Origin of the sequence: Stenotrophomonas sp. SKA14 (genome assembly GCF_000158575.1) — a bacterium.
Lineage (GTDB): Bacteria > Pseudomonadota > Gammaproteobacteria > Xanthomonadales > Xanthomonadaceae > Stenotrophomonas > Stenotrophomonas forensis.
Window position 1 is genome coordinate 3,603,084 of record NZ_DS999412.1, and the last position, 21,406, is coordinate 3,624,489.

At 66.3% G+C, this 21,406-nt stretch carries 24 protein-coding genes; 16 read left to right on the top strand and 8 right to left on the bottom strand.

The window, feature by feature from the left end; all coding sequences use genetic code 11:
• The first annotated feature begins 132 nt into the window (after positions 1–132).
• From SSKA14_RS16250 to SSKA14_RS16280, 7 genes are read left to right on the top strand one after another with little or no spacing between them, the layout of a single operon-like run.
• Positions 133–732 (top strand): PilL N-terminal domain-containing protein, encoded by a 600-nt coding sequence (locus tag SSKA14_RS16250; RefSeq protein WP_003098890.1) that lies wholly within the window; start codon positions 133–135, stop codon positions 730–732.
• Positions 729–1,373, top strand: a complete 645-nt coding sequence (locus SSKA14_RS16255; RefSeq protein ID WP_003098888.1) for a hypothetical protein — start codon at positions 729–731, stop codon at positions 1,371–1,373. The genes SSKA14_RS16250 and SSKA14_RS16255 overlap by 4 nt, the downstream gene beginning before the upstream one ends.
• 12 nt (positions 1,374–1,385) lie before the next feature.
• On the top strand, positions 1,386–2,123 hold the full coding sequence (locus SSKA14_RS16260; RefSeq protein WP_003098886.1) for a TIGR03759 family integrating conjugative element protein: 738 nt from the start codon (positions 1,386–1,388) through the stop codon (positions 2,121–2,123).
• Positions 2,105–2,695 carry a transglycosylase SLT domain-containing protein gene (locus tag SSKA14_RS16265; RefSeq protein WP_003109780.1) on the top strand — a complete coding sequence of 197 codons (591 nt, stop codon included), beginning with the start codon at positions 2,105–2,107 and terminating at the stop codon, positions 2,693–2,695. Before SSKA14_RS16260 ends, SSKA14_RS16265 begins: the two co-directional genes overlap by 19 nt.
• Positions 2,692–3,240 (top strand): integrating conjugative element protein, encoded by a 549-nt coding sequence (locus SSKA14_RS16270; protein WP_003109779.1) that lies wholly within the window; start codon positions 2,692–2,694, stop codon positions 3,238–3,240. The genes SSKA14_RS16265 and SSKA14_RS16270 overlap by 4 nt, the downstream gene beginning before the upstream one ends.
• Positions 3,241–3,244: 4 nt before the next feature.
• Positions 3,245–5,437: a type IV conjugative transfer system coupling protein TraD gene (gene traD / locus SSKA14_RS16275; protein ID WP_003116813.1), complete on the top strand. Its 2,193-nt coding sequence runs from the start codon at positions 3,245–3,247 to the stop codon at positions 5,435–5,437.
• Positions 5,434–6,183, top strand: a complete 750-nt coding sequence (locus SSKA14_RS16280) for a TIGR03747 family integrating conjugative element membrane protein (protein WP_003109778.1) — start codon at positions 5,434–5,436, stop codon at positions 6,181–6,183. Before traD ends, SSKA14_RS16280 begins: the two co-directional genes overlap by 4 nt.
• Before the next feature lie 40 nt (positions 6,184–6,223).
• Here SSKA14_RS16280 and SSKA14_RS16285 read toward each other — a convergent pair whose 3' ends face one another.
• Genes SSKA14_RS16285 through SSKA14_RS16320 form a run of 8 tightly spaced genes read right to left on the bottom strand, consistent with a single transcriptional unit; the run spans position 6,224 to position 13,462 of the window.
• Positions 6,224–8,848, bottom strand: a complete 2,625-nt coding sequence (locus tag SSKA14_RS16285) for an AAA family ATPase (RefSeq protein ID WP_003116812.1) — start codon at positions 8,846–8,848, stop codon at positions 6,224–6,226.
• A gap of 9 nt (positions 8,849–8,857) precedes the next feature.
• Positions 8,858–9,583: a CBASS effector endonuclease NucC gene (nucC, locus tag SSKA14_RS16290; RefSeq protein ID WP_003050273.1), complete on the bottom strand. Its 726-nt coding sequence runs from the start codon at positions 9,581–9,583 to the stop codon at positions 8,858–8,860.
• Between the two features lie 38 nt (positions 9,584–9,621).
• A complete protein-coding gene (locus tag SSKA14_RS16295) occupies positions 9,622–10,524 on the bottom strand; it encodes a CBASS oligonucleotide cyclase (RefSeq protein WP_003105624.1) in 903 nt (300 codons plus the stop codon).
• Entirely contained in the window at positions 10,524–11,024 is a 501-nt protein-coding gene (gene cap7 / locus SSKA14_RS16300; RefSeq protein ID WP_003090159.1) for a type III CBASS phage resistance system CD-NTase-associated protein Cap7, read from the bottom strand. Before cap7 ends, SSKA14_RS16295 begins: the two co-directional genes overlap by 1 nt.
• Positions 11,021–11,491, bottom strand: a complete 471-nt coding sequence (gene cap8 / locus SSKA14_RS16305; protein WP_003105626.1) for a type III CBASS phage resistance system CD-NTase-associated protein Cap8 — start codon at positions 11,489–11,491, stop codon at positions 11,021–11,023. The genes cap7 and cap8 overlap by 4 nt, the downstream gene beginning before the upstream one ends.
• The gene (locus SSKA14_RS16310) at positions 11,488–12,402 is read right to left on the bottom strand and encodes an AAA family ATPase (protein WP_003105629.1); all 915 of its coding nucleotides are present in this window, start codon (positions 12,400–12,402) and stop codon (positions 11,488–11,490) included. The genes cap8 and SSKA14_RS16310 overlap by 4 nt, the downstream gene beginning before the upstream one ends.
• A 17-nt stretch (positions 12,403–12,419) precedes the next feature.
• Positions 12,420–12,995: a PIN domain-containing protein gene (locus SSKA14_RS16315; protein WP_003109777.1), complete on the bottom strand. Its 576-nt coding sequence runs from the start codon at positions 12,993–12,995 to the stop codon at positions 12,420–12,422.
• On the bottom strand, positions 12,992–13,462 hold the full coding sequence (locus tag SSKA14_RS16320; RefSeq protein ID WP_003050245.1) for a helix-turn-helix domain-containing protein: 471 nt from the start codon (positions 13,460–13,462) through the stop codon (positions 12,992–12,994). Before SSKA14_RS16320 ends, SSKA14_RS16315 begins: the two co-directional genes overlap by 4 nt.
• 203 nt (positions 13,463–13,665) lie before the next feature.
• On the opposite strand from SSKA14_RS16320, the gene SSKA14_RS16325 reads away from it, so the two are divergent.
• Genes SSKA14_RS16325 through SSKA14_RS16365 form a run of 9 tightly spaced genes read left to right on the top strand, consistent with a single transcriptional unit; the run spans position 13,666 to position 21,391 of the window.
• The gene (locus SSKA14_RS16325; RefSeq protein WP_003105635.1) at positions 13,666–14,049 is read left to right on the top strand and encodes an RAQPRD family integrative conjugative element protein; all 384 of its coding nucleotides are present in this window, start codon (positions 13,666–13,668) and stop codon (positions 14,047–14,049) included.
• Entirely contained in the window at positions 14,046–14,279 is a 234-nt protein-coding gene (locus tag SSKA14_RS16330; protein WP_003050225.1) for a TIGR03758 family integrating conjugative element protein, read from the top strand. Before SSKA14_RS16325 ends, SSKA14_RS16330 begins: the two co-directional genes overlap by 4 nt.
• A gap of 16 nt (positions 14,280–14,295) precedes the next feature.
• Positions 14,296–14,655: a TIGR03745 family integrating conjugative element membrane protein gene (locus SSKA14_RS16335; protein ID WP_003090173.1), complete on the top strand. Its 360-nt coding sequence runs from the start codon at positions 14,296–14,298 to the stop codon at positions 14,653–14,655.
• A gap of 11 nt (positions 14,656–14,666) precedes the next feature.
• Positions 14,667–15,065 carry a TIGR03750 family conjugal transfer protein gene (locus SSKA14_RS16340; protein ID WP_003105639.1) on the top strand — a complete coding sequence of 133 codons (399 nt, stop codon included), beginning with the start codon at positions 14,667–14,669 and terminating at the stop codon, positions 15,063–15,065.
• Positions 15,062–15,754, top strand: coding sequence for a PFL_4703 family integrating conjugative element protein (locus SSKA14_RS16345; protein WP_003105641.1), 693 nt, complete (start codon positions 15,062–15,064; stop codon positions 15,752–15,754). The genes SSKA14_RS16340 and SSKA14_RS16345 overlap by 4 nt, the downstream gene beginning before the upstream one ends.
• Complete coding sequence (locus tag SSKA14_RS16350) at positions 15,751–16,662, top strand: TIGR03749 family integrating conjugative element protein (RefSeq protein ID WP_003105643.1); 912 nt, start codon at positions 15,751–15,753, stop codon at positions 16,660–16,662. The genes SSKA14_RS16345 and SSKA14_RS16350 overlap by 4 nt, the downstream gene beginning before the upstream one ends.
• Complete coding sequence (locus tag SSKA14_RS16355; RefSeq protein ID WP_003109776.1) at positions 16,652–18,070, top strand: TIGR03752 family integrating conjugative element protein; 1,419 nt, start codon at positions 16,652–16,654, stop codon at positions 18,068–18,070. Before SSKA14_RS16350 ends, SSKA14_RS16355 begins: the two co-directional genes overlap by 11 nt.
• The gene (locus tag SSKA14_RS16360; RefSeq protein ID WP_003109775.1) at positions 18,051–18,500 is read left to right on the top strand and encodes a TIGR03751 family conjugal transfer lipoprotein; all 450 of its coding nucleotides are present in this window, start codon (positions 18,051–18,053) and stop codon (positions 18,498–18,500) included. Before SSKA14_RS16355 ends, SSKA14_RS16360 begins: the two co-directional genes overlap by 20 nt.
• A complete protein-coding gene (locus SSKA14_RS16365) occupies positions 18,500–21,391 on the top strand; it encodes a conjugative transfer ATPase (RefSeq protein ID WP_003105079.1) in 2,892 nt (963 codons plus the stop codon). Before SSKA14_RS16360 ends, SSKA14_RS16365 begins: the two co-directional genes overlap by 1 nt.
• Positions 21,392–21,406: the final 15 nt, after the last annotated feature.

A 21,406-nucleotide genomic window follows, 5' to 3' on the forward strand; every position in this document is an offset into this window, starting at 1 on the left:
CCACTTACGGCCCTTCGGGGCCGTTTTTTTTGCCGCTCCCGGTAAATCGGACGCTGCCTGGTTCGCATTGTTTGCTGCCGCTCGCGGCCTGAGCGGCGATGGTGAGGGCTGGATGTTTCAGGACGCCGAGCTATGTGCCCCTCTCCACCGTGGTTTCACTATCCCGAACGCCGCCTTCTGGCGGGATTTCTCGGCCTGCTGTGGTCGGTGCTGGCCGGTGGCTGCGCGACGACGACTGCGCCGGTCGCGCCCGACACCATCGCGGAAGTCTTGGCCGCGCCTGAACCCGAGGCTTCCGAGTACATCCCGGTCGTGCGCTACGCCCGCTACACACTGGTCGAACTGGCACCCATGGCGGCGCAGCGCGACCTGTTGTTGCAGACCATCGACGTGTCCATGCCCGAGGATGCCCGCGCCACGGTCGGGGATGGGCTTCGGCACGTGCTCAAACGCAGCGGCTATGGCCTGTGCCAGACCGCGCATGCCGTGATCGAGCTGTACGCGCTGCCGTTGCCGGCGGTACACCTGCACCTCGGCCCCATGACCTTGCGCGATGCGCTGCTCACGCTGGCTGGCCCGGCCTGGGAACTGCACGCGGATGACCGCGCACGGCAAATCTGCTTCGAGCGGCCCGGCGATCGCGCGGTCGCCGAGTCCCCATCCGAGCCACCCGCCACCGAGGCGGTGCAGACGTTCCCGCTGGCACCCATGGTTTCGGGAGGCCAGCCATGAACGCCCCGCAACCTGCCCAGCGATCGACCGCCGCCGTGGTGGTGCAGAGCCTGATGTGGCTCTGGTTGATCTTCCTCAGCGTCTTGGCGGCCCTGGGCTACCAGGCCCTCAGCGACCAGGCCGACCAGGAGCGGCTGGATTCCCGCCTGCAACGCCTGGAAGCGCAGGCAACTGGCTTGGCCGAGACGATCGAGGCCATCCAGCAGCGCCCGGCCGTCGCGACGGACGCTGACCTCAAAGACACCCGCCAGATTCTGGAAGCACGCGCGGCCCAGGTCGAGAAATCTCTCAGTGGCTACGCAGCGGCCGACGACCTCCAGGCGCTGCGCGCGGAGGTCGAGCAGATCAAGGCGCGCCAAGCCGCCGCGCGTGCCACCGCACCCGCCCAGCGGCGCGCATCGCGCACGTCCGCCGCCTCCAAGACCGAGCTGCCGCCGCTGCCATTCCGCGTCGTCGGCGCCGAACTGCGCGCCGGCCAGCGCAGCGTGTCCGTCGCGCCGAGCATCGGGGACTTCACGCCCGCCCAACTTCAGGTGCTGCTGCCCGGGGATGCGGTCGGCCCGTGGCGCCTGCAGGCGATCGAGGGCAACACCGCAGTGTTCCAGGCCGGCAACCAGACCCGCCGCGTGGCGATTCCCTGACCGGAGCACCCCATGAAGCCGTCGATCCTCCTTTTCGCGGTCCTGGTGGCGTCGTCGCAATGGCCCGCCTGGGCGCAGCAGCCCGCAACGACCTCGGCGCGCAACGCACAGAGCCAGGAGCGCCCGCTGGCCGCCCGCGTGCTGGACGACCGGGTGGCAACCGAATGGGGCTTGCAGCCACAAGAATGGGCACGCTACCGCGAGCTGATGGATGGGCCGCTGGGTATCTACTCGCCCAACCTGGACCCGCTGTCCGCCCTGGGCATCGAAGCTCGCACGGACGAAGAACGGCGCCGCTATGCGGAACTGCAGGTGCAGGTGGAAGCGCGCCGCGTCGAGAAGCTGCTCGCCTACCAGCGCGCCTACGACGAGGCCTGGCAGCGCCTGAATCCGGGGATGCAGCGCGTGAACCTGCCCGACGACAAGCCGGGCGCCGGCCCATCCAGCAGTCCCTTGCGCGGCAGCGGCCGCATGGCGGTGTTCGTCAAGGACGGCTGCGCAGCCTGCGGACAGCTCGTGCAGCGCCTGCAATCCTCGGGCGCGGAGTTCGACCTGTACATGGTGGGCAGCCGCCAGGATGACGCGCGCATCCGCGACTGGGCCAAGCGCGCGCAGATCGACCCGGCGCGCGTGCGCGCCGGCAGCATCACGCTCAACCACGACGGCGGCCGCTGGCTGTCACTGGGCCTGCCCGGCGATCTGCCCGCCGCCGTGCGCGAAGTGAACGGCCAATGGCAGCGCCAGCCGTAGCCATGCCCCTGCGCGCACTGGTGCTCACTGCCGGCCTGTATGCCGTTGCCGCCCTGGCCCAGGAGGTTCCGCCACCGGCTTACCAGCTTGCCGCCCAGCGCGCAGGCATCCCCTCGACCGTGCTCTACGCCGTGGCCTTGCAGGAGAGCGGCATCCGGCGCAACGGGCGCCTGGTGCCGTGGCCGTGGTCCCTCAACGTCGCCGGCCAGTCGCGCCGCTTCGCCACGCGCGCCGACGCCTGCGCTGGCCTGCAGCAGGCGATGCGCGCCACGCCGCACACGCGCATTGATGCGGGCCTGGGCCAGATCAACCTCGGCTACCACAAGCACCGCTTTACCGGCGCGTGCGACCTGCTGGATCCGTATCGCAACCTGGCCGTTGCCGCCGAGATCCTGAAGGAGCAGCACACCCCCGGCGAGGACTGGCTGCTGGCGATCGGCCGCTACCACCGCCCCGCAGGCGGCGAGCCCGCCGCCCGCTATCGGCGCAGCGTGTCGCGCCACCTTGCCCGCGTGCAGGGCACGCGACCAGCCGCCGCGGTCCTCGCGGCGCGCCAGGAGACCTCCCCATGACGAAACCCCATCCCGCCCATCTCGCGTTCACGGGCCTACTCATGCTGCTGTCAGGCCTGCCGCTGGCCTCGCGTGCCGGCGAGCCACTGATCGTTGTCGAGGACCGTGGCGGCACGTCGGCATTGCCGTACTACGAAGCCCTGAATCTCCAGCCGCGCGCCAACGCACCGGCGCGGCCGTCCATCCCGACGCCCCAGGTTCCTGCCACACGGGCGGACGAAGCCGCGATGCTGCCGGTGCGCAGCGCCAAGCTCACGCCCGGCACCGTCGCGCGACGGGTGATCGAAGCGCCCGGCCTGCGGCCGTTCGTGGTCATCGGCGACGACGAGGCTTCCCGGGCCTGGTTGCAGCGCCGCGCCGCCGCTTTGCGCGAACGTGGCGCGGTCGGCCTGGTCGTCAACGTCGAGACCGCGCAGGGCCTGGCGCGGCTGCGCGCCCTGGTGCCGGGCGTGCCGCTCGCGCCCGTGGCCGGCGACGACCTGGCCGATCGCCTGGGCCTGCGGCACTACCCGGCGCTGATCACGGCCACCGGCATCGAGCAATGAAGCCATGTCGGGCAAACAGCCGGTCGAGGTTCTGCTACGCCCAGCGGTGGAGCTATACACCGTCGCGGCGTGTGCAGGCGCCGCGTTTCTGTGCCTGGTGGCCCCATGGTCGCTCGCGCTGAGCCCGGCCATGGGCATCGGCAGCGCCTTGGCGTTCGGCGCCTACGGCGCGATCCGCTACCGCGATGCCCGCATCATCCTGCGCTACCGGCGCAACATCCGCCGTCTGCCGCGTTACGTGATGACCAGCAAGGACGTGCCGGTCAGCCAGCAGCGCCTATTCGTGGGGCGCGGCTTTCTCTGGGAGCAGAAGCACACGCATCGGCTGATGCAGACGTACCGGCCCGAGTTCCGCCGCTACGTCGAGCCGACGCCGGCCTACCGGCTGACCAGGCGCCTGGAGGAACGGCTGGAGTTCGCGCCATTGCCGCTCTCGCGCCTGCCGAAGCTCACCGGCTGGGACGCGCCTTTCAACCCCGTGCGCCCGTTGCCGCCTGTCGGCGGCCTGCCAAGGCTGCACGGCATCGAGCCCGACGAAGTGGACGTCAGCCTGCCGCTGGGCGAGCGCGTCGGGCACTCGCTGGTGCTGGGCACCACGCGGGTGGGCAAGACGCGCCTGGCCGAGTTGTTCGTCACGCAGGACATCCGCCGCAGGAATGCTGCCGGCGAGCATGAGGTCGTCATCGTCATCGACCCCAAGGGGGATGCCGATCTCTTGAAACGGATGTACGTCGAAGCCCAGCGCGCTGGCCGCGAAGGCGAGTTCTACATCTTCCACTTGGGCTGGCCGGAAATCAGCGCCCGCTACAACGCCGTGGGCCGCTTCGGTCGGATCTCGGAAGTGGCGACACGCATCGCGGGGCAGCTCTCCGGCGAAGGCAACAGCGCGGCGTTCCGCGAGTTCGCATGGCGCTTCGTGAACATCATCGCCCGCGCCCTGGTGGAACTGGGGCAGCGCCCGGACTACATGCTGATCCAGCGCCACGTCATCAACATCGACGCGCTGTTCATTGAGTACGCCCAGCACTACTTTGCCAAGACGGAGCCCAAGGCCTGGGAGGTGATCGTCCAGATCGAGGCCAAGCTCAACGAGAAGAACATCCCAAGGAACATGATCGGGCGCGAGAAGCGTGTGGTGGCGCTGGAGCAATACCTCTCCCAGGCGCGCAACTACGACCCTGTGCTCGATGGCCTGCGCTCGGCGGTGCGCTACGACAAGACCTACTTCGACAAGATCGTTGCATCGCTGCTGCCGCTGCTGGAAAAGCTCACGAGCGGCAAGATCGCCCAGCTCCTGGCGCCGAACTACTCCGACCTGGCCGACCCGCGCCCGATCTTCGACTGGATGCAGGTCATCCGAAAGCGGGCCATCGTCTATGTGGGTCTGGATGCGTTGTCTGACGCCGAGGTCGCCGCAGCGGTCGGCAATTCGATGTTCTCTGACCTGGTTTCGGTGGCCGGACACATCTACAAGCACGGAATCGACGATGGCCTGCCCGGCGCAGTGGCTGGCGCTCGCGTGCCGATCAACGTGCACGCGGACGAATTCAATGAACTGATGGGCGATGAATTCATCCCGCTCATCAACAAGGGCGGCGGTGCCGGCCTGCAAGTCACGGCGTACACGCAGACGCTCTCGGACATCGAGGCCCGCATCGGAAATCGCGCGAAGGCCGGCCAAGTGATCGGGAATTTCAACAATTTATTCATGTTGCGCGTGCGCGAGACGGCCACCGCGGAACTGCTGACGAGGCAGTTGCCGAAGGTCGAGGTCTATACAACCACCATCGTCTCGGGCGCGACGGACAGCTCAGACATCCGCGGCGCGACGGATTTCACGTCGAACACCCAGGACCGCATCAGCATGGCCAGCGTGCCGATGATCGAGCCGTCACACGTCGTCGGCCTGCCCAAGGGCCAGTGCTTCGCGCTGCTGCAGGGCGGCCAGCTCTGGAAGGTGCGTATGCCGCTGCCGGCGCCGGACCCGGATGAAGTGATGCCGGCGGACCTGCAGCAACTGGCCGGGTACATGCGCCAGAGCTACAGCGAGGCCACGCAGTGGTGGGAGTTCACCAGCTCGTCGGCCTTGCAGGATGCGGCCTTGCCCGACGACCTGCTGGACGATGCCGCTGCGGCCGAGCCCGGCGCGGTGGCCACCGGCGCCGACGATGGCGCGGGCAACGAGGCCGTGCCATGAAGGATGCCGCCTCGACCGCGCAGCGGGAGCAGAACCATCGCCAAGGCTTGATCGTCGGCACCATCACCTTACCGTTCCGGCTGCTCGGGGTGCTCATTGGCTCGCTGCTGTTCTCGATCGTGGTGGAGTGCGCCGGCATGCACCTGTTCTGGAAGGACCAGGGCTGGCGCCACTCCCAGCAGATGCTGCGGTACGAACTCGGGCACCTGTCCAACCACTTCACGCGCAGCGTGGTGGTACAGGAGCCCGGGCGCACGGCGCACGAGTTGGTGGATACCGGGTACGAGTGGGTGTTCGTGCGCTCGGGGTTGCTGGAGCGCATGAGCCAGACCGCCGAGCGCGTCCGCGCGCCCAGCCACGGGCAGAGCCGCAACTTCCGCTACTACATCAGCCAAGTCTATGTCTGGGCCGAAAGCTACCTGATCGCTGCGGCCTTCACGACGCTCACCTTCCTGGTGCGCCTGCTGGTCCTGGTGCTCACGCTGCCGCTGATCCTCACGGCGGCATTCGTCGGCCTGATTGACGGCCTGGTGCGACGGGATGTGCGCCGGTTCGGCGCGGGCCGCGAATCCGGCTTCATCTACCACCGCGCGAAGGCCAGCCTGATGCCGTTGGCCGTGCTGCCTTGGGTCACCTATCTCGCTCTGCCCATATCGGTGCATCCTCTGGTCATCCTGCTGCCCAGCGCGGCGTTGCTGGGGATGGCAGTCAGCCTGACCGCAGGCAGCTTCAAGAAGTACTTATGAGGTGACACGGGCGGCACGGCTCTGCAAAGCCGTGTGCCGTTCATCGGTTCTGCAGGGTATCAAGAGCAGCATCCAACGCCGTAACCGCCTCGACGACCGTTCTTACCGTCGCCCGATCAAACTCATGATCGCGCTGAGCGTCGTGCACACCGCTATTGAGGTAACCCCATTCAATACTCGTACCGCTGACATTGAGCAGCCGGACCAACGCCCCTACGGCATCCGGCGCACCCGCATGTTGCGCCGCGATACGCTCGACGGCCGACCGCAACTTGGTGCATTTATTGTTCAGCTCCCAAGGCGCGCGGGGCCCGCTCAGCTTGATGTCGATCCGGCCGTCCGCCCGCCGACCCAGCCACGTCCACAGGCGGTCCGTCAGACTCTCCAGCGCCGGCCGGGCCTGACGCAGTGCCTCGCGTTTCTCGTCAGCCGCCAACGCCTGCTGGGCCAGAAGAACATAGTTCTTCGCTGGCGGGTCGCTGTCGACCCGCAGTTCGTGCTCTCCCTGATGCGGGAGAAACTTGTAGCGCTTAATGGCCGCGGCGCGGCGCACGCCCAACTCCTGCTGGATGCGGTGCAGGAACTCCTCTGCGTGCGAGGTGAGGATAACCTGCTTGCCGTGGAGCAAACCGTCCTCGAAGAAGGTACGCCAGATGCCATCGCGATGGTCGTCGTCGATCGCGTTGACGACGTCATCGAATATGACCACGGGGCAGCCCTGCGCGAGGTTCTTGGCAAGCAGAATCGCCAGGCCCAGGCATTTGATGTGCCCTTCGCTGAAGACGATCAACGCGTCGTAGCGCGCGCCCGGCTCGCCGGCGAACTCCACCTCGATCTTGCCGTTCTCGGCCACGGGCAACCACAGCGCGTGCAGCAGATCGCCGGGCGGATCGGCCCGGTTGAATGCGTTGTAGAGATGGCGGGCTTGGTCTCCCAGCCCCTGTAGCAGAACCCCCGGCAGAGCGGTCAGGTATGCCTGAATCTCGGGCAGGAAGCCGTCGTAGGCGGCCTTGACCCGCTGATGGTGCACCACCACCGGCATTTCGTCCGTGGCCGCCTGGATCAGGCCGCGGTTCGCGTCGTCGAATTGGGCCACGGTTTGGCGGGCGGCCGCCAGCTCCTGATCCGCAGTCGTGCGCATGGTCCGCAGCCGTTCGATCTCCAGCTGATGCTGTTGCAGGCGGTCCCGCTCCTGGGCCATCGCGCCGCGCTGGGCATTCACGTCGCGCGCCTGCGCGTCGAAGCCTTCGATGATCTGTGCGATCCGTAAGAGGGCTTGCCAGGCGCGCTGGTCCCCATTCACCCCGCCGCCGAGCCAATTGCCCGCCGACGTGGGAGGCAGCAGTGGCAGGCCCGCGGCCTGCGATTCGGCAGGACAAGCGACCCCAGCCGCCGCCACCACGCGGCGCATTTCGTCACACAGCGCTCGGACCGCCTCGCTCAACTGTGTCCGATGCCCGGCCTCCTGCTGCTGCAGGACGGCCAGTTGCGCGAGCTGCTCCAGGCCCATTCGCGCCCTGGCGAACGGGTCCTGCGCCACGGCGGCCAGTTCGGTTCCACATGCCGGACACGCGGTCGCCCCGTCCGCCAACGCTTGCACGGCCTCGTAGAGCTTCGCGTACGACACCTCGCCGGCGCGGGCCGCGAGTTGCGCGGAAGACGCTTGCCACAGTCCCTGGACGCGGTAGGCCTCTGCCAGCAACGCTTGCAGGCGGGCCTGGGTCACCTCGTGAATGGCAGGCGGGTTGGCGTCCAGCTGAGCCTGGACATACGGTAGCCGTCCTTGCTGCTGCGGCGTACCCAGCAGCCAGTCCACGCAGGTTTGATAGGTCGCGCCAGGTGACATGCGCTGCGCCAAAGCTTGTTCCAGGCCCTCGACCGCTGCGATCTTCTGCGGGTAGGCGGCGATGGTCTGTTCGGAGTTCGCCAACTGCAGGCGACGCTGCGCCAGCTGCGCCGCCTGCACGCCGGCAAGCATCAGGTCCTGATCGAGCGAGGGGTTGAAGCCGCGCACGAACTCGCTGAACTGGTCCACGCCGAACAGGGTGGCGATGAGCTGGCGCTGATCGCTCGGGGTCCGCGCGGCGATTCGGGCGAAATCGTCGAGGCGGTTCTTCTCGATGAAGCAGAAGCGATACTCAGCTTCGTCGGGCTGGACGGCCTGCGCCTCGCCCGCCGCCGTAGACGACAGGACTGGCGCGATGTGGCGGCGCAGGCGAGCGTTGTTGCAGTACGTCCGCTGGTCGACCCGCTTGGCCTGCGCTTCGCTGATCGAACCGAGCATCGCCACTTCCAAGGCTTCGCAGAAGCTGCTCTTGCCGGTGCCGTTGGCACCGTAGACCAAGGTGATGTCATGGCTGAGGTCGAACGTCTCCTGCCGCATGAATCCTCGAAACGGCCCGACTTCGAGCTGGTGCAGTCGCCCGAGCGCCGGCCCGTTTTCGGGGCCGCGCGCGTCCCCGTCGTAGGCGACAGGCATCTGCGCCAGATGCGCGATGGCCAGCGGCGCCAAGCGCGTGGAGCGCCCCCGGCGTGCAGCACCGACCTCGGCCAGTGGCTGCAGGTGATCGAGCACCAGGTGCGCCAGCCGGCGCACGTCGTCGTGCACGTGCCGCTGCGTCAAGTGCGCCAGGAACCGGTGGTACTCCGAACGTATGCTTGCCACAGCGACCCCTCACTTGGTCAACCACTGACCGTAAGCCTCCACATCGATCATGGGGACCGTTCCACTGAACTGAAGCTGCGCGATCAGCTTGAAAAGAAACGCGGTCGCCGGCTTGTTTTCGTTGGTGTAGCTGTACGCGCCGCTGGCTTGGTCATAGAAAAAGTGCCCGTGGGCGGCAACGCATCCGATGTCCAGACGCCCCTCGGTGAGGTTTGCGTTCAGCGCCTTGTCCATGGATGGGCCCAATGCAGGACTCCATTCGCTCTCGAAGGTGAGCAAGCCACCCAGAATCGGAATCAACGGCTTCGCTGGGTAGGTCCCGCCAGCGTGCGGGATCGGCAGGCTCGTGCGGTGCAGCCTGCGCACACTGGCGACCTTCTCCTGGGCATAGGCCACAAGCCCCGCGTCAGCCGTCTGCTTGGCCTCGAACACGGCGTACACGCTTTCGGCTGGAATGATCGTCTCGTTCTCGTAGGTGAAGATAAAAGGCGAATATTGCCGATCAAACACCACCACATCGATCTGCTGGCTGAAGTTCCCCAGGCTGTCCACCACATGCGCCTTCGCCGCCTGGTACCGTTTGGGCAGATAGGTATCCAGCATGTCGATCCAGACGTTCTCGCTCGCATCCCCCTTCGTACCCGGGTGACCGAAGGTCTTGCGTACTACGGACAAGCGCTGCTGGATGTCTTCATGCAGGGACGACAGGAGCTGGGAAAGCGACCACTGGGACATGCTGTACCTCGATGGGACGTGTATGGAAGCCGATGGAATCAGGACAGTGGGAACTTGGGGCCAAACAGTGCGCGCCAGGCGCGAAGCGCTTCGATATTGCGACCACGACGCGCGTGGTCGATGGCGATGCTTGCGTCCTGGCTCGCCTGGAACAGCAGCTGCTGCGCGCGCTGCTTGCGCGCGGCATCCATATCGTTGCTGATCGCCGGGCCAAGTCCGGCGGGATCCGGCCACTCGTCATGAACACGATCGGCAAGCGTGGCAAAGAACGACTGGATCTCGCGATCGAACGATCCTCCCCAGCCGCCGTAAAGACACTCAAGGGCCATTACCTCGATCAGGAACGAGGGCTTCACCGGCTTCTGATCGCCGTGCTTGGGATTGTTGTTCCAGTACTTCACCATGCGCACGAGACCTTTCCACTCATTGCCATAGGCTTGGTGCGCTGCGGTCGCCTTGTCCTTATGGATCTCCGGGTCCGTCTTGATCCACTTTCCGGACGCCGTATCGGGGATCTCATACTGGTCGCCGGTGTCGAATGCGGGCACCGCATCCACGCTGACCACCCGGTAGTCCGTGTTGTCCTCCGCGTCGATGTGAACACCGAAATCCACGTTGATCGAGCGCGCCTGTTTGCGCACGGCCGCCGAACCGTATTTCTCCACCAATGCAGAGTGGAAATCATCCAGCACTACCGATGCGGCCTTGCCGTGGTAATGCTTCTCCGAGTCCTTCAGCACGAAGAAGATGTCGATATCCTTGAGCGGCTTCGTCTTCGTGTATCGAGCATAGGACCCGGTCAGGAAGCTGCGCGCAATGCCGAACTTGGTCTGCAGGTAGTCCCGCACTTCGTTCTGGCGTTGCGAGGCATTCTTCTGTTCGCGTTCGTTGAGTTCCAGACGCGACTTGAACTTGCGAAAAGCTTCATCGATCGACAGCATCAGCGTTGCCTCCAATATCCGGCCTGACCCGCCAGGCCGCTGTGTTCGACAGTCGAGCCTAGGCTCTGCTTGACCATTCCATCCGTCGAGCGATAACTTCCTTTGCTCCACCCCTCCACATCAGGCCGCCCTGGCTTTGTATCGAGCATTAACTTGTACTTGGCCTGCGATGGCAGCAGCCCAGCTTTCTTGATCGCGTACTTCAACTGCTCGGTATCTGTCCAGAAGCTGCCGTCGCCATCGGACCACCCATACACGATGTCGATATCCCATCGGGTCACGAGTTTGTCGGTTGCCGGGTTGTAGATCTCCAGAATCACCTTGCGCAGATCACCGGTCCCGAGCCACGTCTTGATGGCTCGGGTATTGCTCTCCCAGCGATCCGCGAAGTGCTCGGGGTCCAGCCCACTGAGCAGGATGATGTCTTTCAAGCTCTTGAGGATGTTGTCGGTCACATAGGTAACCGAGTGCGTGTACGAGTAGGTGGCGACGGTGCTCATGACTTGAGGAAACCTCCGAGGTCGAGCGACAGCGCTTGTCCAGCATCGGCCTGCGCCTGCGTGGCAATTCCTTGGCTCAAGTCCCGTGCAATGATGCGAGAACTGTGCTTTTTGAGCGCGGTTTGCACCCAGCCGAGCTGCTCCTTCGGACACGGCAGCGAGACTCCCCAGTCTCCCTTCAACGGCTCGAACCCCAAGACTTCTTCGTTGGCATCATCACCATCGATCGCGTCTTCGTCGAAGAGGCAGTAGATCCTGGTCCGTGGTCCATCGCATGTCGCAACGATGGGCGCGCTCTTGGGTGCCTGGTCGGCGATCAAGCTGGCGGCCACGCCCGCCACGGCCCTGAGTTCAGAGCGAGCCGTGCCGTCCTTGCCCTGAGTGAGCAGTTCGACAATGGCATCCCACGTCTGCAACGCATCGCGGTGCGGCGAGCTGCGAAACGTCCGGCTGACAACGGTGGTCATTTTTGCTTCCCTCCTTGAAGGCGCATTTGCGTTGCCTGTCGTATCGCACTGCGCAGGTGCTCTACGGAAAGCTTGTTCGGATCGATAGCCACTTGCGGGTCGGCCGCGAGGGCGTTGGCTACGACCTTGCGAATGGCCCGACCATCCAATCCGACGCACTCGCCAGCGCACGCGTCGAACTGGTGAGCCGAGGAAAGCTTGCCAATCCCCGGAAATGTCTTTGCCAGGCCATTCAGGCAGTCCACCAGGATCTGCTTGCAGGCATCCTTGCCGGGCAGTGGCACCTCCATCACCATGTCGCAACGAGATAGGAAGGCACTGTCGACGGCCTGTGGGAAGTTGCTGGTGGCCACGAACAGCAGATGCGGGTTGCGTTCGGCCAACATGTCCAACTGCACCAACACCGCGTCGGTGGCCCGGTGCACATCAACCGGGTTGGCTTCCAGGCTGAGCTTGGCTCGATCAGCCGCAAGCGTTTCGACCTCGTCCAGAAGGACGATCGTCGGGCCCGCCGCTGCGGATTCTGCGATCGATTGCGAGAACAGGTCTGCCACGGCGCGTTGAGTCTTTCCCATTGCAGAGCTCGTCAGCGTGTGAGGCTCTACTTCCAGCAATCGAAACTTCGCAGAAGAAAAAGATTCGGCCACACGATGCGCCAAGCCCCGTGCCAAGGAGGTCTTCCCAGTCCCCGGCGGGCCGACCAACAAGATCACGCCGTGCAGGGGGAGTACCGTGCGCTCCACCTTGGGGCGCACCGTGAAGTTGACGATCGCCTGTGACAGCAACTGCTTCTTGAGAGCTTCGTCCATGACGATGGAATCCCACAGGGCGCCCAGCGACGTGTCCGGCAGCTTCCAGCTTCGATGGATGCCTTTCGGCAAAGTGGCGTCTGATGAAGGATTCTTGGTCATCCGTGGCTCTCGGCGGGTCAGAGAATGGTGCGATAGGTCGCCAGCACCTTGGTCGTTTGCACAAGGCCCTGGCGCAGCAGGATTTCGAGATAGCGGTCCACCTCGATCGGCGGATGCTTGAGTTGGGCACGCTGGCGCTGCGCAGCCGACACCACGGCGGCCGCGTCCAGATCCAGTAGGTTGTCCACAAACTCATCGGGGTGCTGCGATTCGATGCCGTACGGAGCCAGCAGATCGTTCGGGAAATCCCGTTCGTTGAACGTCACAATCACGCTCGCACCGCAGCGAATCGCCGCAGCCAGGACGTGCCGGTCGTCCGGATCGGGCAATGTCAGGCCTGCCACGAGCGCTTCGTAGCCCTCCACCAAGCCGTCCGGAATTGCCCGGTCCATGAGATCCGACGTCCTGTCGACCTGAACCCGGGTGAGATCGGGGCGGTTGATCAACAGGTTGCGTTTCCACTCCTCATGAATGGCTTGGCTCCACCGCGCCCGGAAGCGGCCAGACAGGCCGAGCCACATCAGGAAATCCCGCAGTGGCGCGGGATATAGAACGCACGCGTCGTAGACGGCGGTGAATGGGGAATGCCTCATTCGTATCCCATTCCCAACTCTTGCGACTGCTGAGCGAGTTCGGCCATCGCCTGCTCACTGGCGCGCTCGCGCGCTTCCTTGTACTGCATCAGATCGGCGAACCTCACCCTGCGGTGCTTGCCGGTGCGATGAAATGCCAACACCCCATCTTCGAGCAGCTTGACGAAATGGGGACGGGACACGTTGAGCAAGTCCGCCGCCTCTTGGGTCGTCAGCTCTGCATGGACGGGCACCACCTTTACTGCATTGCCATCGGCCAACTCGGCCAGGATGTCGACCAGCAGGCGTAAAGCCGAGGTAGGCAGTTCCACCTGATGAGCCTGTTTGTGGTCATCAAAGATCTGGATGTGCTGCGTCTCGAACTGGGTTGCGAGGTAAGCCGCCAAGGCACGTTGACCCTGGACGGCTGCCTTCACCTCTCCCGCGGCGGGAAGGGTCATCTTGGATTGGGCAGTGGCGGTGGTCATGGGTAGCTCCTAAGCGAAAACGGTTGCAGAGCCGATCATATTCGAAATACTCGAAAAACGCAATAATCGAAGCGCGACCCGTGCTTTTGTAGGTTCGCTCGCAGCATGCCCAATCCGGTCGTCCGCCAGTTCCTATTGTTTGCGGCCTGAAACAGCCCTGATCTCCACGATCAACCCATTGCTGATCACACAGGAATGGCGCGATGGTGGCTTCGATCTGGCTGCGCGCCGCGCATCGCGGCGTGCCCACTTGTTTCGTGACGGCCCTCGTGCTGGGCCAGTCCCCGATGGCATTGGCCGAGTCCCCGGCGCAGCGCCAGGAGTTGGTCGCCGCGCTGCGCCAGCTCGACGCGCTGGAACGCACCGTCGCGGACAGCGCCGCGCATGCCCCCATCCAGCCGGGCGAGCGCTACCACTTCGATTACCCACGGCTGCTGGCTGACCTGGCGCGCGTGCGCGCCGGCATCCAGTTCCACCTGACGCCATCACGCGCTCAGCCGCGCGACCCCTCCGAACTGGCCGGCGACTACCGCACCGAGCGGGCCGCTTCGCCATCGCCGAAGACGACTGCGGAGGGCGAGCAATGAACGGCGCCCAGGTCTCGGCATTTCAAGCCAACAGCGGTATCGCGCCTTCCGCGATGGCGACCGTCCTGGTCGGCGTCGTGTTCGCGGTCCTGCTCGTGTGGGGCGTCTGGGCCATCCGAACGGCCTATGTGGGGTGGTCCGAGAGCCGCCTCAACCAGCGCCAGTTCCTCGGCGTCTGCATCCGCTTCGTCGCGATGTACCTCGTCCTGAGTTTCTTCCTCCTGTCCTGACATGAAAGGCCCGACCATGCACAACCGCAACCTCACTTCCCGTTTTGCCCAGCGCGCCGCCGTGGCCCTGGGCGCCGCCGCGCTGCCCGCACTGTCGTTCGCGCAAGGTCTGCCGCAGTTGGAGAACCCGACGCGCGGCACCGGCAACGGCATCATGGAGACCATCCGCAACTACGGCTACGACATCATCATGCTCGTGGCCCTGCTGGTGGTGGCGTCGATGTTCATCGGCGTCTGCTACCACGCCTACGGCACCTACGCGGAGATCCACACCGGCCGCAAGACGTGGGGCCAATTCGGCCTCACGGTCGCCATCGGCGCCGTGCTGCTCGTGATCGGCATCTGGCTGCTCACCGAAGCCACCGGCATCCTGTAAGCGAGGCCGGTATGTCCGAGCAGCAGCACGTCCGTGCGGACGGGACGGTCACGTTCCTTCCGCACCGGCTCAACCGCCATCCCGTGGTCGTGCGCGGCCTCACCGCCGACGAGCTGTGGATCTGCTGCGGCCTGTCCGGCGCGGCCGGCCTGCTGGTCGGCGCGCCGCTTTCGTGGGTGTTCCGCACGATCGCCATCGCACCGACGTTCGTTGTCCTGGGCGTGGCCTTGGGCGTGTTCATCGGCGGCGGCATCCTGCGCCGCCTCAAGCGTGGGCGCCCCGACACCTGGCTGTATCGACAGTTGCAGTGGCGCATCGCAACGCGCCATCCGCTGATGGCCGGCTGGGTGGGCGGCCACGTGCTGATCTCGCGCTCGGGCTTCTGGTCCACCCGCAGGAGCATGCGATGAGCCGCTTCAAGAACGAGATCGCCCACCTGCAGGCGCACATCAAGACCTTGCGCCTGGGCGCGGGCGCGCTGGTCATTGTCGCCCTGGTCATGGGCGGCGGCTGGTGGAGCGCGCCGCGCGACCTGACCATCCACGTCCCGCCCGACCTGCGCTCTGGCAGTACCCGCAAGTGGTGGGAAGTGCCGCCCGAATCGGTCTATGCGTTCACGTTCTACGTGTTCCAGACGCTGAACCGCTGGCCGACCAATGGCGAAGAAGACTACTCGCGCAACCTCCATACGCTCTCGCCGTACCTCACCCCGTCCTGCCAGGCCTTCCTGCGGGCGGACTATGACTACCGCCGCTCCACGGGCGAGCTGCGTCAGCGCGTGCGCGGCATCTACGAGATTCCCGGCCGCGGCTATGGCGACGACCCCACGGCGCGCGTGCGCACCGTATCCGATCGCGACTGGGTGGTGACGCTGGACATCACGGCGGACGAGTACTACGGCGCCGAGCAGGTCAAACGCGCCCTGGTGCGCTATCCGATCAAGGTCACGCGGGTGGACGTCGATCCCGCCCGCAACCCGTTCGGCCTGGCGCTGGACTGCTACGAAGGCGCGCCCCAGCGCATCAGTGCACCGGAGCCGGCGCGCCCGGCGCCGAGTGACCTGAATCCGCAAGCGCCTCAAGGAGGAAACACCCCATGAAGCATCCTGTACTCGCGCTGCTGGGGCTACTGGCCGTGGCCGCGGCACCCGTCGCCCAGGCGGTGGAGATCCTGCGTTGGGAACGCATGCCACTGGCAGTGCCGCTGAAGGTCGGTCAGGAACGCATCGTATTCATCGACCGGAACGTGCGCGTGGGCGTGCCCGCAGGCGTGGGCAAACGCCTGCGCGTGCAGAGTGCGGGCGGCGCGGTGTACCTGCGTGCCAGCGAGCCGATCGAGCCCACGCGGTTGCAACTGCAGGACGCCGACACGGGCGCGCTGATCCTGCTGGACATCGCAGCCGAACCGCCCAAGGACGGGGAAGCCGAGCTGGAGCCGGTGCGCATCGTCGAGGGTGACAGCGCACCGGGACGCTATGGCGAGCAGGCCGACAGTGCCGAGGCCCCGGCACGCGCCCAGGGCCAGGCAGGTGCGCGGACCGCGCGGCGCGAAACTCCGGTCCCTGTCGTGCTGACGCGCTTCGCCGCGCAGAACCTCTACGCACCGCTGCGCACCGTCGAGCCGCTTCCGGGCGTCATGCGGGTCAACCTTCCCCGCGACCTCGACCTGGACACACTGATGCCAACGCTGCCGGTGCGCGCGGCCGTGCTCGCGTCGTGGCGCCTGGAAGACCAATGGGTGACTGCCGTGCGCCTCACCAACACCGGCGCCGACTGGGTCGCGCTCGACCCGCGCGTGCTGCAAGGCGATTTCCTCACCGCCACCTTCCAGCACGAGGCGCTGGGCCCGCGCGGCACGACCGAGGACACGACCGTGCTGTACCTGGTCACGCGCGGCCGCGGCCTCGCGCAGTCGCTGCTGCCGGCGATTCACCGCTTCGACCCTGCCGTGCATCTGCCGCAGCCGGACGGCGACGAGAACGCCAAGGAGGCCCGCCATGCGCAGTAACGGCCTGCTCAAGTGGCTGATGATCCCTGTCGCCATCCTGGTGCTGTTCGCCGGTATCCGGCTGTTCTCGGGTGGAGGCGGCACGGCGCCACCCGCGGCGGACAACGGCGCCCAGCTCACGCCCGAGGAAATGAAGGCGCTGGGCATCGAAGGCGACACCCCGCGCGACACCGTGGCGACGCTCGTTGCCCAAGTGAAGCAGTTGCGCACCGAGCTTCAGACCGCGCTCTCGGACAACAAGTCGCAGCGTGAAGAGAACCAGCGGCTGCGCCAGCGCGAGAACTCCATCGACCAGCGCATCAACTCGGCGCTCGAATCCGAGCGGTCCAACCTGCGCCGCGACCAAGAGCAGGCGGCCAGCGCGCGCCAGCAGACCGAAGGGCTGCTCGCCGACCTGCAGCGGCGCCTGGACAGCATCGGCGGGCGCGGCGGCGGCCATGCGGACCTGCCCGTGGGCCTGGGGCTGCAGGGCGGCGACGAGGCCGGCATGGAGGGCGGCGTGCGGTGGGTCGAGCCGGACGACGCAAAGCCCGCCGAGGGGCGCAACGGGGGGCGTGGCGCGAGCGGCGGCATGAGCTTCCCCACGAGCTTCGGCCCGGCGCAGAGCACGCTCGAAACCACCGCTGAAACCGTGGCCAACGCGGGCGCCCGCGCCGCCGGGGTCAAGAATGCCAAGCCGGTCTATACCGTGCCGACCAACTCGACGCTAATGGGATCGGTGGCGATGACGGCCCTGATCGGCCGCGTGCCGATCGACGGCACGGTCAACGATCCCTATCCGTTCAAAGTTCTGGTCGGGCCGGACAACCTGACCGCCAATGGCATCGACATTCCCGACGTGGCCGGCGCCGTGTTCAGCGGCACCGCCTCGGGCGACTGGACGCTCTCGTGCGTGCGAGGTCAGGTGCGCAGCATCACGTTCGTCTTCAACGACGGCACGATTCGCACGATCCCCGAAGACCGCGAGGGCAACCAGCAGAACAACCAACAGCGCGACGGCTTGGGCTGGATCAGCGATCCCCACGGCATTCCTTGCGTCAGCGGCGAGCGGCGCAGCAACGCCCAGCAATACCTCGGCTCGCAGGCCCTAATCACCGCGGCCGGTGCCGGTGTGGCCTCGCTCATCGAGAGTGGCAGCGGCCGCATGTCCTATGTCGGCTCGGACGGCTCCATCGGCACCGTGGGCATCACCGGCCAAGAAGCGGTCGGCCAGATTCTCGCGGGCGGTGTCCGGGACATGTCGGCCTGGGTCAACAAGCTCTACGGCCAAGCCTTCGCCGCCGTCTATGTCCAACCCGGCGCCAAGGTTGCCGTCCACCTCGAAAAGCCGCTCGCCATCGACTTCGATCCCGAAGGCCGCAAGGTCGATCACCGCGCAGGAGAAAGCCATGCCCTTGAACTTGACTAACCTGGCCCGTGGCCTAGCACTGGCCCTCGCCGTCGCGGTGCTCGCCGGCTGCGCCACCAGCAAGGAAAAGCTGTTGACCCACGGTGACCGCACGATGATGGACATCTGGCAGCAGGAGGCCGGCGACGGCGGTGGCGCAGCCGGACGGAACGCCGGCCGCCAGTTGCTCGATGCGCGCCAGAGCCTGCGTCGGCCCCTGACCGACGCCGACGTGCAGGCCGCACCTGTCGAGCAGATGCGCTACACGCGCACCGCGCGCAATGAGGTTCACCGCCAGTTCCAGCGTCTGCCCAATCCCGATCTCGTGATGTACGTGTACCCGCACCTGGCCGGCACCGACCCCGTTCCCGTGCCGGGCTACACGACGGTTTTCCCCTTGTACCAGCGCGTGCAGTACGCGATGCCTGGCGAGAGGACGGAGGACTACTGATGCGGTGGAAACTTCCATGGCCGAAGCTGGCTGCCGTCAGCGCCGAAGACACCGCCGCCGACGAGCAGCCGGACGGCTGGCAGCGCCACGTCGAGGCCTTGCAGCAAGCCGGCATCCCCGAACCCGGCGCCGCGGTCCAGGGCCGCAAGCCGGCGACCGTGGCCGACGAGCAGGCGCTGTACGACGTCGCACCGTCCTTCGTGGAACTGCTGCCCTGGGTGGAGTTCTTGCCCGAGTCGAAATCGATGCTCCTGGAGGACGGCCAATCGGTGGCCGCCTTCTACGAGCTGGTGCCGCTGGGCACCGAAGGCCGGGAACCCGGCTGGCTCGCGCATGCCCGCGACGCCCTGGAAAACGCGCTTCAGGACAGCTTCGATGAACTGGACGAGAACCCGTGGGTGCTCCAGCTCTATGCCCAGGACGAACCGAGCTTCGACCAGTACATGCAGACCTTGCGCGATTACGTGCAGCCACGTGCGCGCGGCTCGGCGTTCACCGAGTTCTACCTGCGCTTCTTCGGCCACCACCTGCGCGCTGTGGCCAAGCCCGGCGGCCTGTTCGAGGACACGGTGGTCACGCGGCTGCGCTGGCGCGGCCAGACGCGGCGCGTGCGCATGGTGGTGTACCGCCGCGCGAGCGGACAGGGACAGGCAAACCGCCGCGGCCAGACACCCGAGCAGATGCTGGGCATCGTCTGCGACCGCCTGTGCGGCGGCCTGGCGAACGCCGGCATCCAGGCCCGGCGCATGGTCGCGGCCGACGTCCACGACTGGCTGCTGCGGTGGTTCAACCCGCGCCCCACGCTGCTCGGGCCTGGGGTGGAGGACCGGGAGCGCTTCTACGCGTTGGCGCGCTATCCGGACAGTACCGAGGAAAGCGAGGCCGGCGAGATCGAGCTGGCGAGCGGGCGGGATTTCAGCCAGCGGCTGTTCTTTGGGCAGCCGCGCTCGGACGTGGCGCAAGGGGCCTGGTACTTCGACGGCATGCCGCACCGCGTGCTGATCACCGACCGGCTGCGCATGCCGCCCGGCACCGGGCACCTGACCGGCGAGACCCGCAAGGGGGACGCGATCAACACGCTGTTCGACCAGATGCCCGAGGACACCTTGATGTGTCTCACCATGGTGGCCACGCCGCAGGACGTCCTCGAATCGGACCTCAACCATCTGGCGAAGAAAGCTGTGGGCGAGACGCTGGCGTCGGAGCAGACGCTCAAGGACGTGCATGAAGCCCGCTCCCTGATCGGCAGCGCGCACAAGCTCTACCGGGGCACTCTGGCGTTCTACCTACGCGGGCGCGACGAGGCGGAACTGGATCGGCGCGGCCTGGACCTCGCGAACGTGATGCTCAACGCCGGCCTGCAGCCGGTGCGCGAGGACGACGAGGTGGCGCCGCTCAACAGCTACCTGCGCTGGCTGCCGTGCTGCTACAACCCCGGCAAGGACCGGCGCCGGTGGTACACGCAACTGATGTTCGCCCAGCACGCGGCGAACCTGTCGCCAGTATGGGGCCGCGCCCAGGGCACGGGGCATCCCGGCATCACGATGTTCAATCGCGGCGGCGGCCCGATTACGTTCGACCCCTTGAACAGGTTGGATCGGCAGATGAATGCCCATCTGTTTCTATTTGGCCCCACCGGCTCGGGGAAGTCCGCCACGCTCAACAACCTGCTGAACCAGGTGACGGCCATCTACCGGCCGCGGCTTTTCATCGTGGAAGCCGGCAACAGCTTCGGCCTGTTCAGCGACTTCGCCAGGCGCCTGGGCCTGACCGTGAACCGGGTCAAGCTGGCCCCCGGATCGGGCATCAGCCTGGCGCCGTTCGCCGACGCACGCCGGCTGATCGAAACGCCCAGCGACGTACAGACGCTCGATGCCGACGCGCTGGACGAAGACCTGCCCCCCGATGCCTCGGCCATGGAAGCGGACGAGCAGCGCGACGTGCTGGGCGAACTGGAGATCACAGCGCGGCTGATGATCACGGGCGGCGAAGACAAGGAAGAAGCGCGGATGACGCGGGCCGACCGCTCGCTGATCCGCCAGTGCATCCTCGACGCCGCCGAACATTGCGTGGCCGAAAAGCGCACCGTGCTCACGCGCGACGTGCGCAACGCGCTGCGCGCCCGTGGCCAGGACCCGACGCTGCCCGAGATGCGGCGCGTGCGGCTGCTGGAGATGGCGGACGCGATGGACATGTTCTGCCAAGGCACGGACGGCGAGATGTTCGACCGTGACGGCACGCCGTGGCCCGAGGCCGACATCACGCTGGTCGATCTGGCGACCTATGCCCGCGAGGGCTACAACGCGCAGCTCTCCATCGCCTACATCAGCCTGATCAGCACGGTGAACAACATCGCCGAGCGCGACCAGTACCTGGGCCGGCCGATCGTCAACGTGACCGACGAAGGTCACATCATCACCAAGAACCCGCTGCTCGCGCCCTATGTCGTGAAAATTACAAAAATGTGGCGCAAGTTGGGCGCCTGGTTCTGGCTGGCGACGCAAAACATCGACGATCTGCCGCGCGCCGCAGAGCCCATGCTCAACATGATCGAGTGGTGGGTGTGCCTGTCGATGCCGCCGGACGAAGTGGAGAAGATCGCCAGGTTCCGCGAACTCTCGCCGGCGCAGAAGGCGCTGATGCTCTCCGCACGCAAGGAAGCGGGCAAGTTCACCGAGGGCGTCATCCTCTCCAAGAGCATGGAAGTGCTGTTCCGCGCCGTGCCGCCAAGTCTCTACCTCGCGCTCGCGCAAACCGAGCCCGAGGAGAAGGCAGAACGCTACCAGCTCATGCAGCAGCACGGCGTCAGCGAGCTGGATGCCGCCTTCAAGGTGGCTGAGAAGATCGACCGGGCACGTGGCATCGAGTCGCCGACCCTGGACCTGCCCTGAATCTGCCGTACACCG

What these genes read in the sequence shown, in the direction of transcription:
- nucC (WP_003050273.1), bottom strand. Translation starts at nt 9,583, where the DNA reads ATGTCCCAGTGGTCGCTTTCCCAGCTCCTGTCGTCCCTGCATGAAGAC.
- SSKA14_RS16320 (WP_003050245.1), bottom strand. Translation starts at nt 13,462, where the DNA reads ATGACCACCGCCACTGCCCAATCCAAGATGACCCTTCCCGCCGCGGGA.
- SSKA14_RS16270 (WP_003109779.1), top strand. Translation starts at nt 2,692, where the DNA reads ATGACGAAACCCCATCCCGCCCATCTCGCGTTCACGGGCCTACTCATG.
- SSKA14_RS16330 (WP_003050225.1), top strand. Translation starts at nt 14,046, where the DNA reads ATGAACGGCGCCCAGGTCTCGGCATTTCAAGCCAACAGCGGTATCGCG.
- SSKA14_RS16265 (WP_003109780.1), top strand. Translation starts at nt 2,105, where the DNA reads ATGGCAGCGCCAGCCGTAGCCATGCCCCTGCGCGCACTGGTGCTCACT.
- SSKA14_RS16250 (WP_003098890.1), top strand. Translation starts at nt 133, where the DNA reads ATGTGCCCCTCTCCACCGTGGTTTCACTATCCCGAACGCCGCCTTCTG.
- SSKA14_RS16295 (WP_003105624.1), bottom strand. Translation starts at nt 10,524, where the DNA reads ATGCTGTCGATCGATGAAGCTTTTCGCAAGTTCAAGTCGCGTCTGGAA.
- SSKA14_RS16310 (WP_003105629.1), bottom strand. Translation starts at nt 12,402, where the DNA reads ATGACCAAGAATCCTTCATCAGACGCCACTTTGCCGAAAGGCATCCAT.
- SSKA14_RS16255 (WP_003098888.1), top strand. Translation starts at nt 729, where the DNA reads ATGAACGCCCCGCAACCTGCCCAGCGATCGACCGCCGCCGTGGTGGTG.
- SSKA14_RS16340 (WP_003105639.1), top strand. Translation starts at nt 14,667, where the DNA reads ATGTCCGAGCAGCAGCACGTCCGTGCGGACGGGACGGTCACGTTCCTT.
- SSKA14_RS16260 (WP_003098886.1), top strand. Translation starts at nt 1,386, where the DNA reads ATGAAGCCGTCGATCCTCCTTTTCGCGGTCCTGGTGGCGTCGTCGCAA.
- SSKA14_RS16280 (WP_003109778.1), top strand. Translation starts at nt 5,434, where the DNA reads ATGAAGGATGCCGCCTCGACCGCGCAGCGGGAGCAGAACCATCGCCAA.
- SSKA14_RS16335 (WP_003090173.1), top strand. Translation starts at nt 14,296, where the DNA reads ATGCACAACCGCAACCTCACTTCCCGTTTTGCCCAGCGCGCCGCCGTG.
- SSKA14_RS16315 (WP_003109777.1), bottom strand. Translation starts at nt 12,995, where the DNA reads ATGAGGCATTCCCCATTCACCGCCGTCTACGACGCGTGCGTTCTATAT.
- SSKA14_RS16365 (WP_003105079.1), top strand. Translation starts at nt 18,500, where the DNA reads ATGCGGTGGAAACTTCCATGGCCGAAGCTGGCTGCCGTCAGCGCCGAA.
- cap8 (WP_003105626.1), bottom strand. Translation starts at nt 11,491, where the DNA reads ATGACCACCGTTGTCAGCCGGACGTTTCGCAGCTCGCCGCACCGCGAT.
- SSKA14_RS16345 (WP_003105641.1), top strand. Translation starts at nt 15,062, where the DNA reads ATGAGCCGCTTCAAGAACGAGATCGCCCACCTGCAGGCGCACATCAAG.
- cap7 (WP_003090159.1), bottom strand. Translation starts at nt 11,024, where the DNA reads ATGAGCACCGTCGCCACCTACTCGTACACGCACTCGGTTACCTATGTG.
- SSKA14_RS16325 (WP_003105635.1), top strand. Translation starts at nt 13,666, where the DNA reads ATGGTGGCTTCGATCTGGCTGCGCGCCGCGCATCGCGGCGTGCCCACT.
- SSKA14_RS16355 (WP_003109776.1), top strand. Translation starts at nt 16,652, where the DNA reads ATGCGCAGTAACGGCCTGCTCAAGTGGCTGATGATCCCTGTCGCCATC.
- SSKA14_RS16350 (WP_003105643.1), top strand. Translation starts at nt 15,751, where the DNA reads ATGAAGCATCCTGTACTCGCGCTGCTGGGGCTACTGGCCGTGGCCGCG.
- SSKA14_RS16360 (WP_003109775.1), top strand. Translation starts at nt 18,051, where the DNA reads ATGCCCTTGAACTTGACTAACCTGGCCCGTGGCCTAGCACTGGCCCTC.
- traD (WP_003116813.1), top strand. Translation starts at nt 3,245, where the DNA reads ATGTCGGGCAAACAGCCGGTCGAGGTTCTGCTACGCCCAGCGGTGGAG.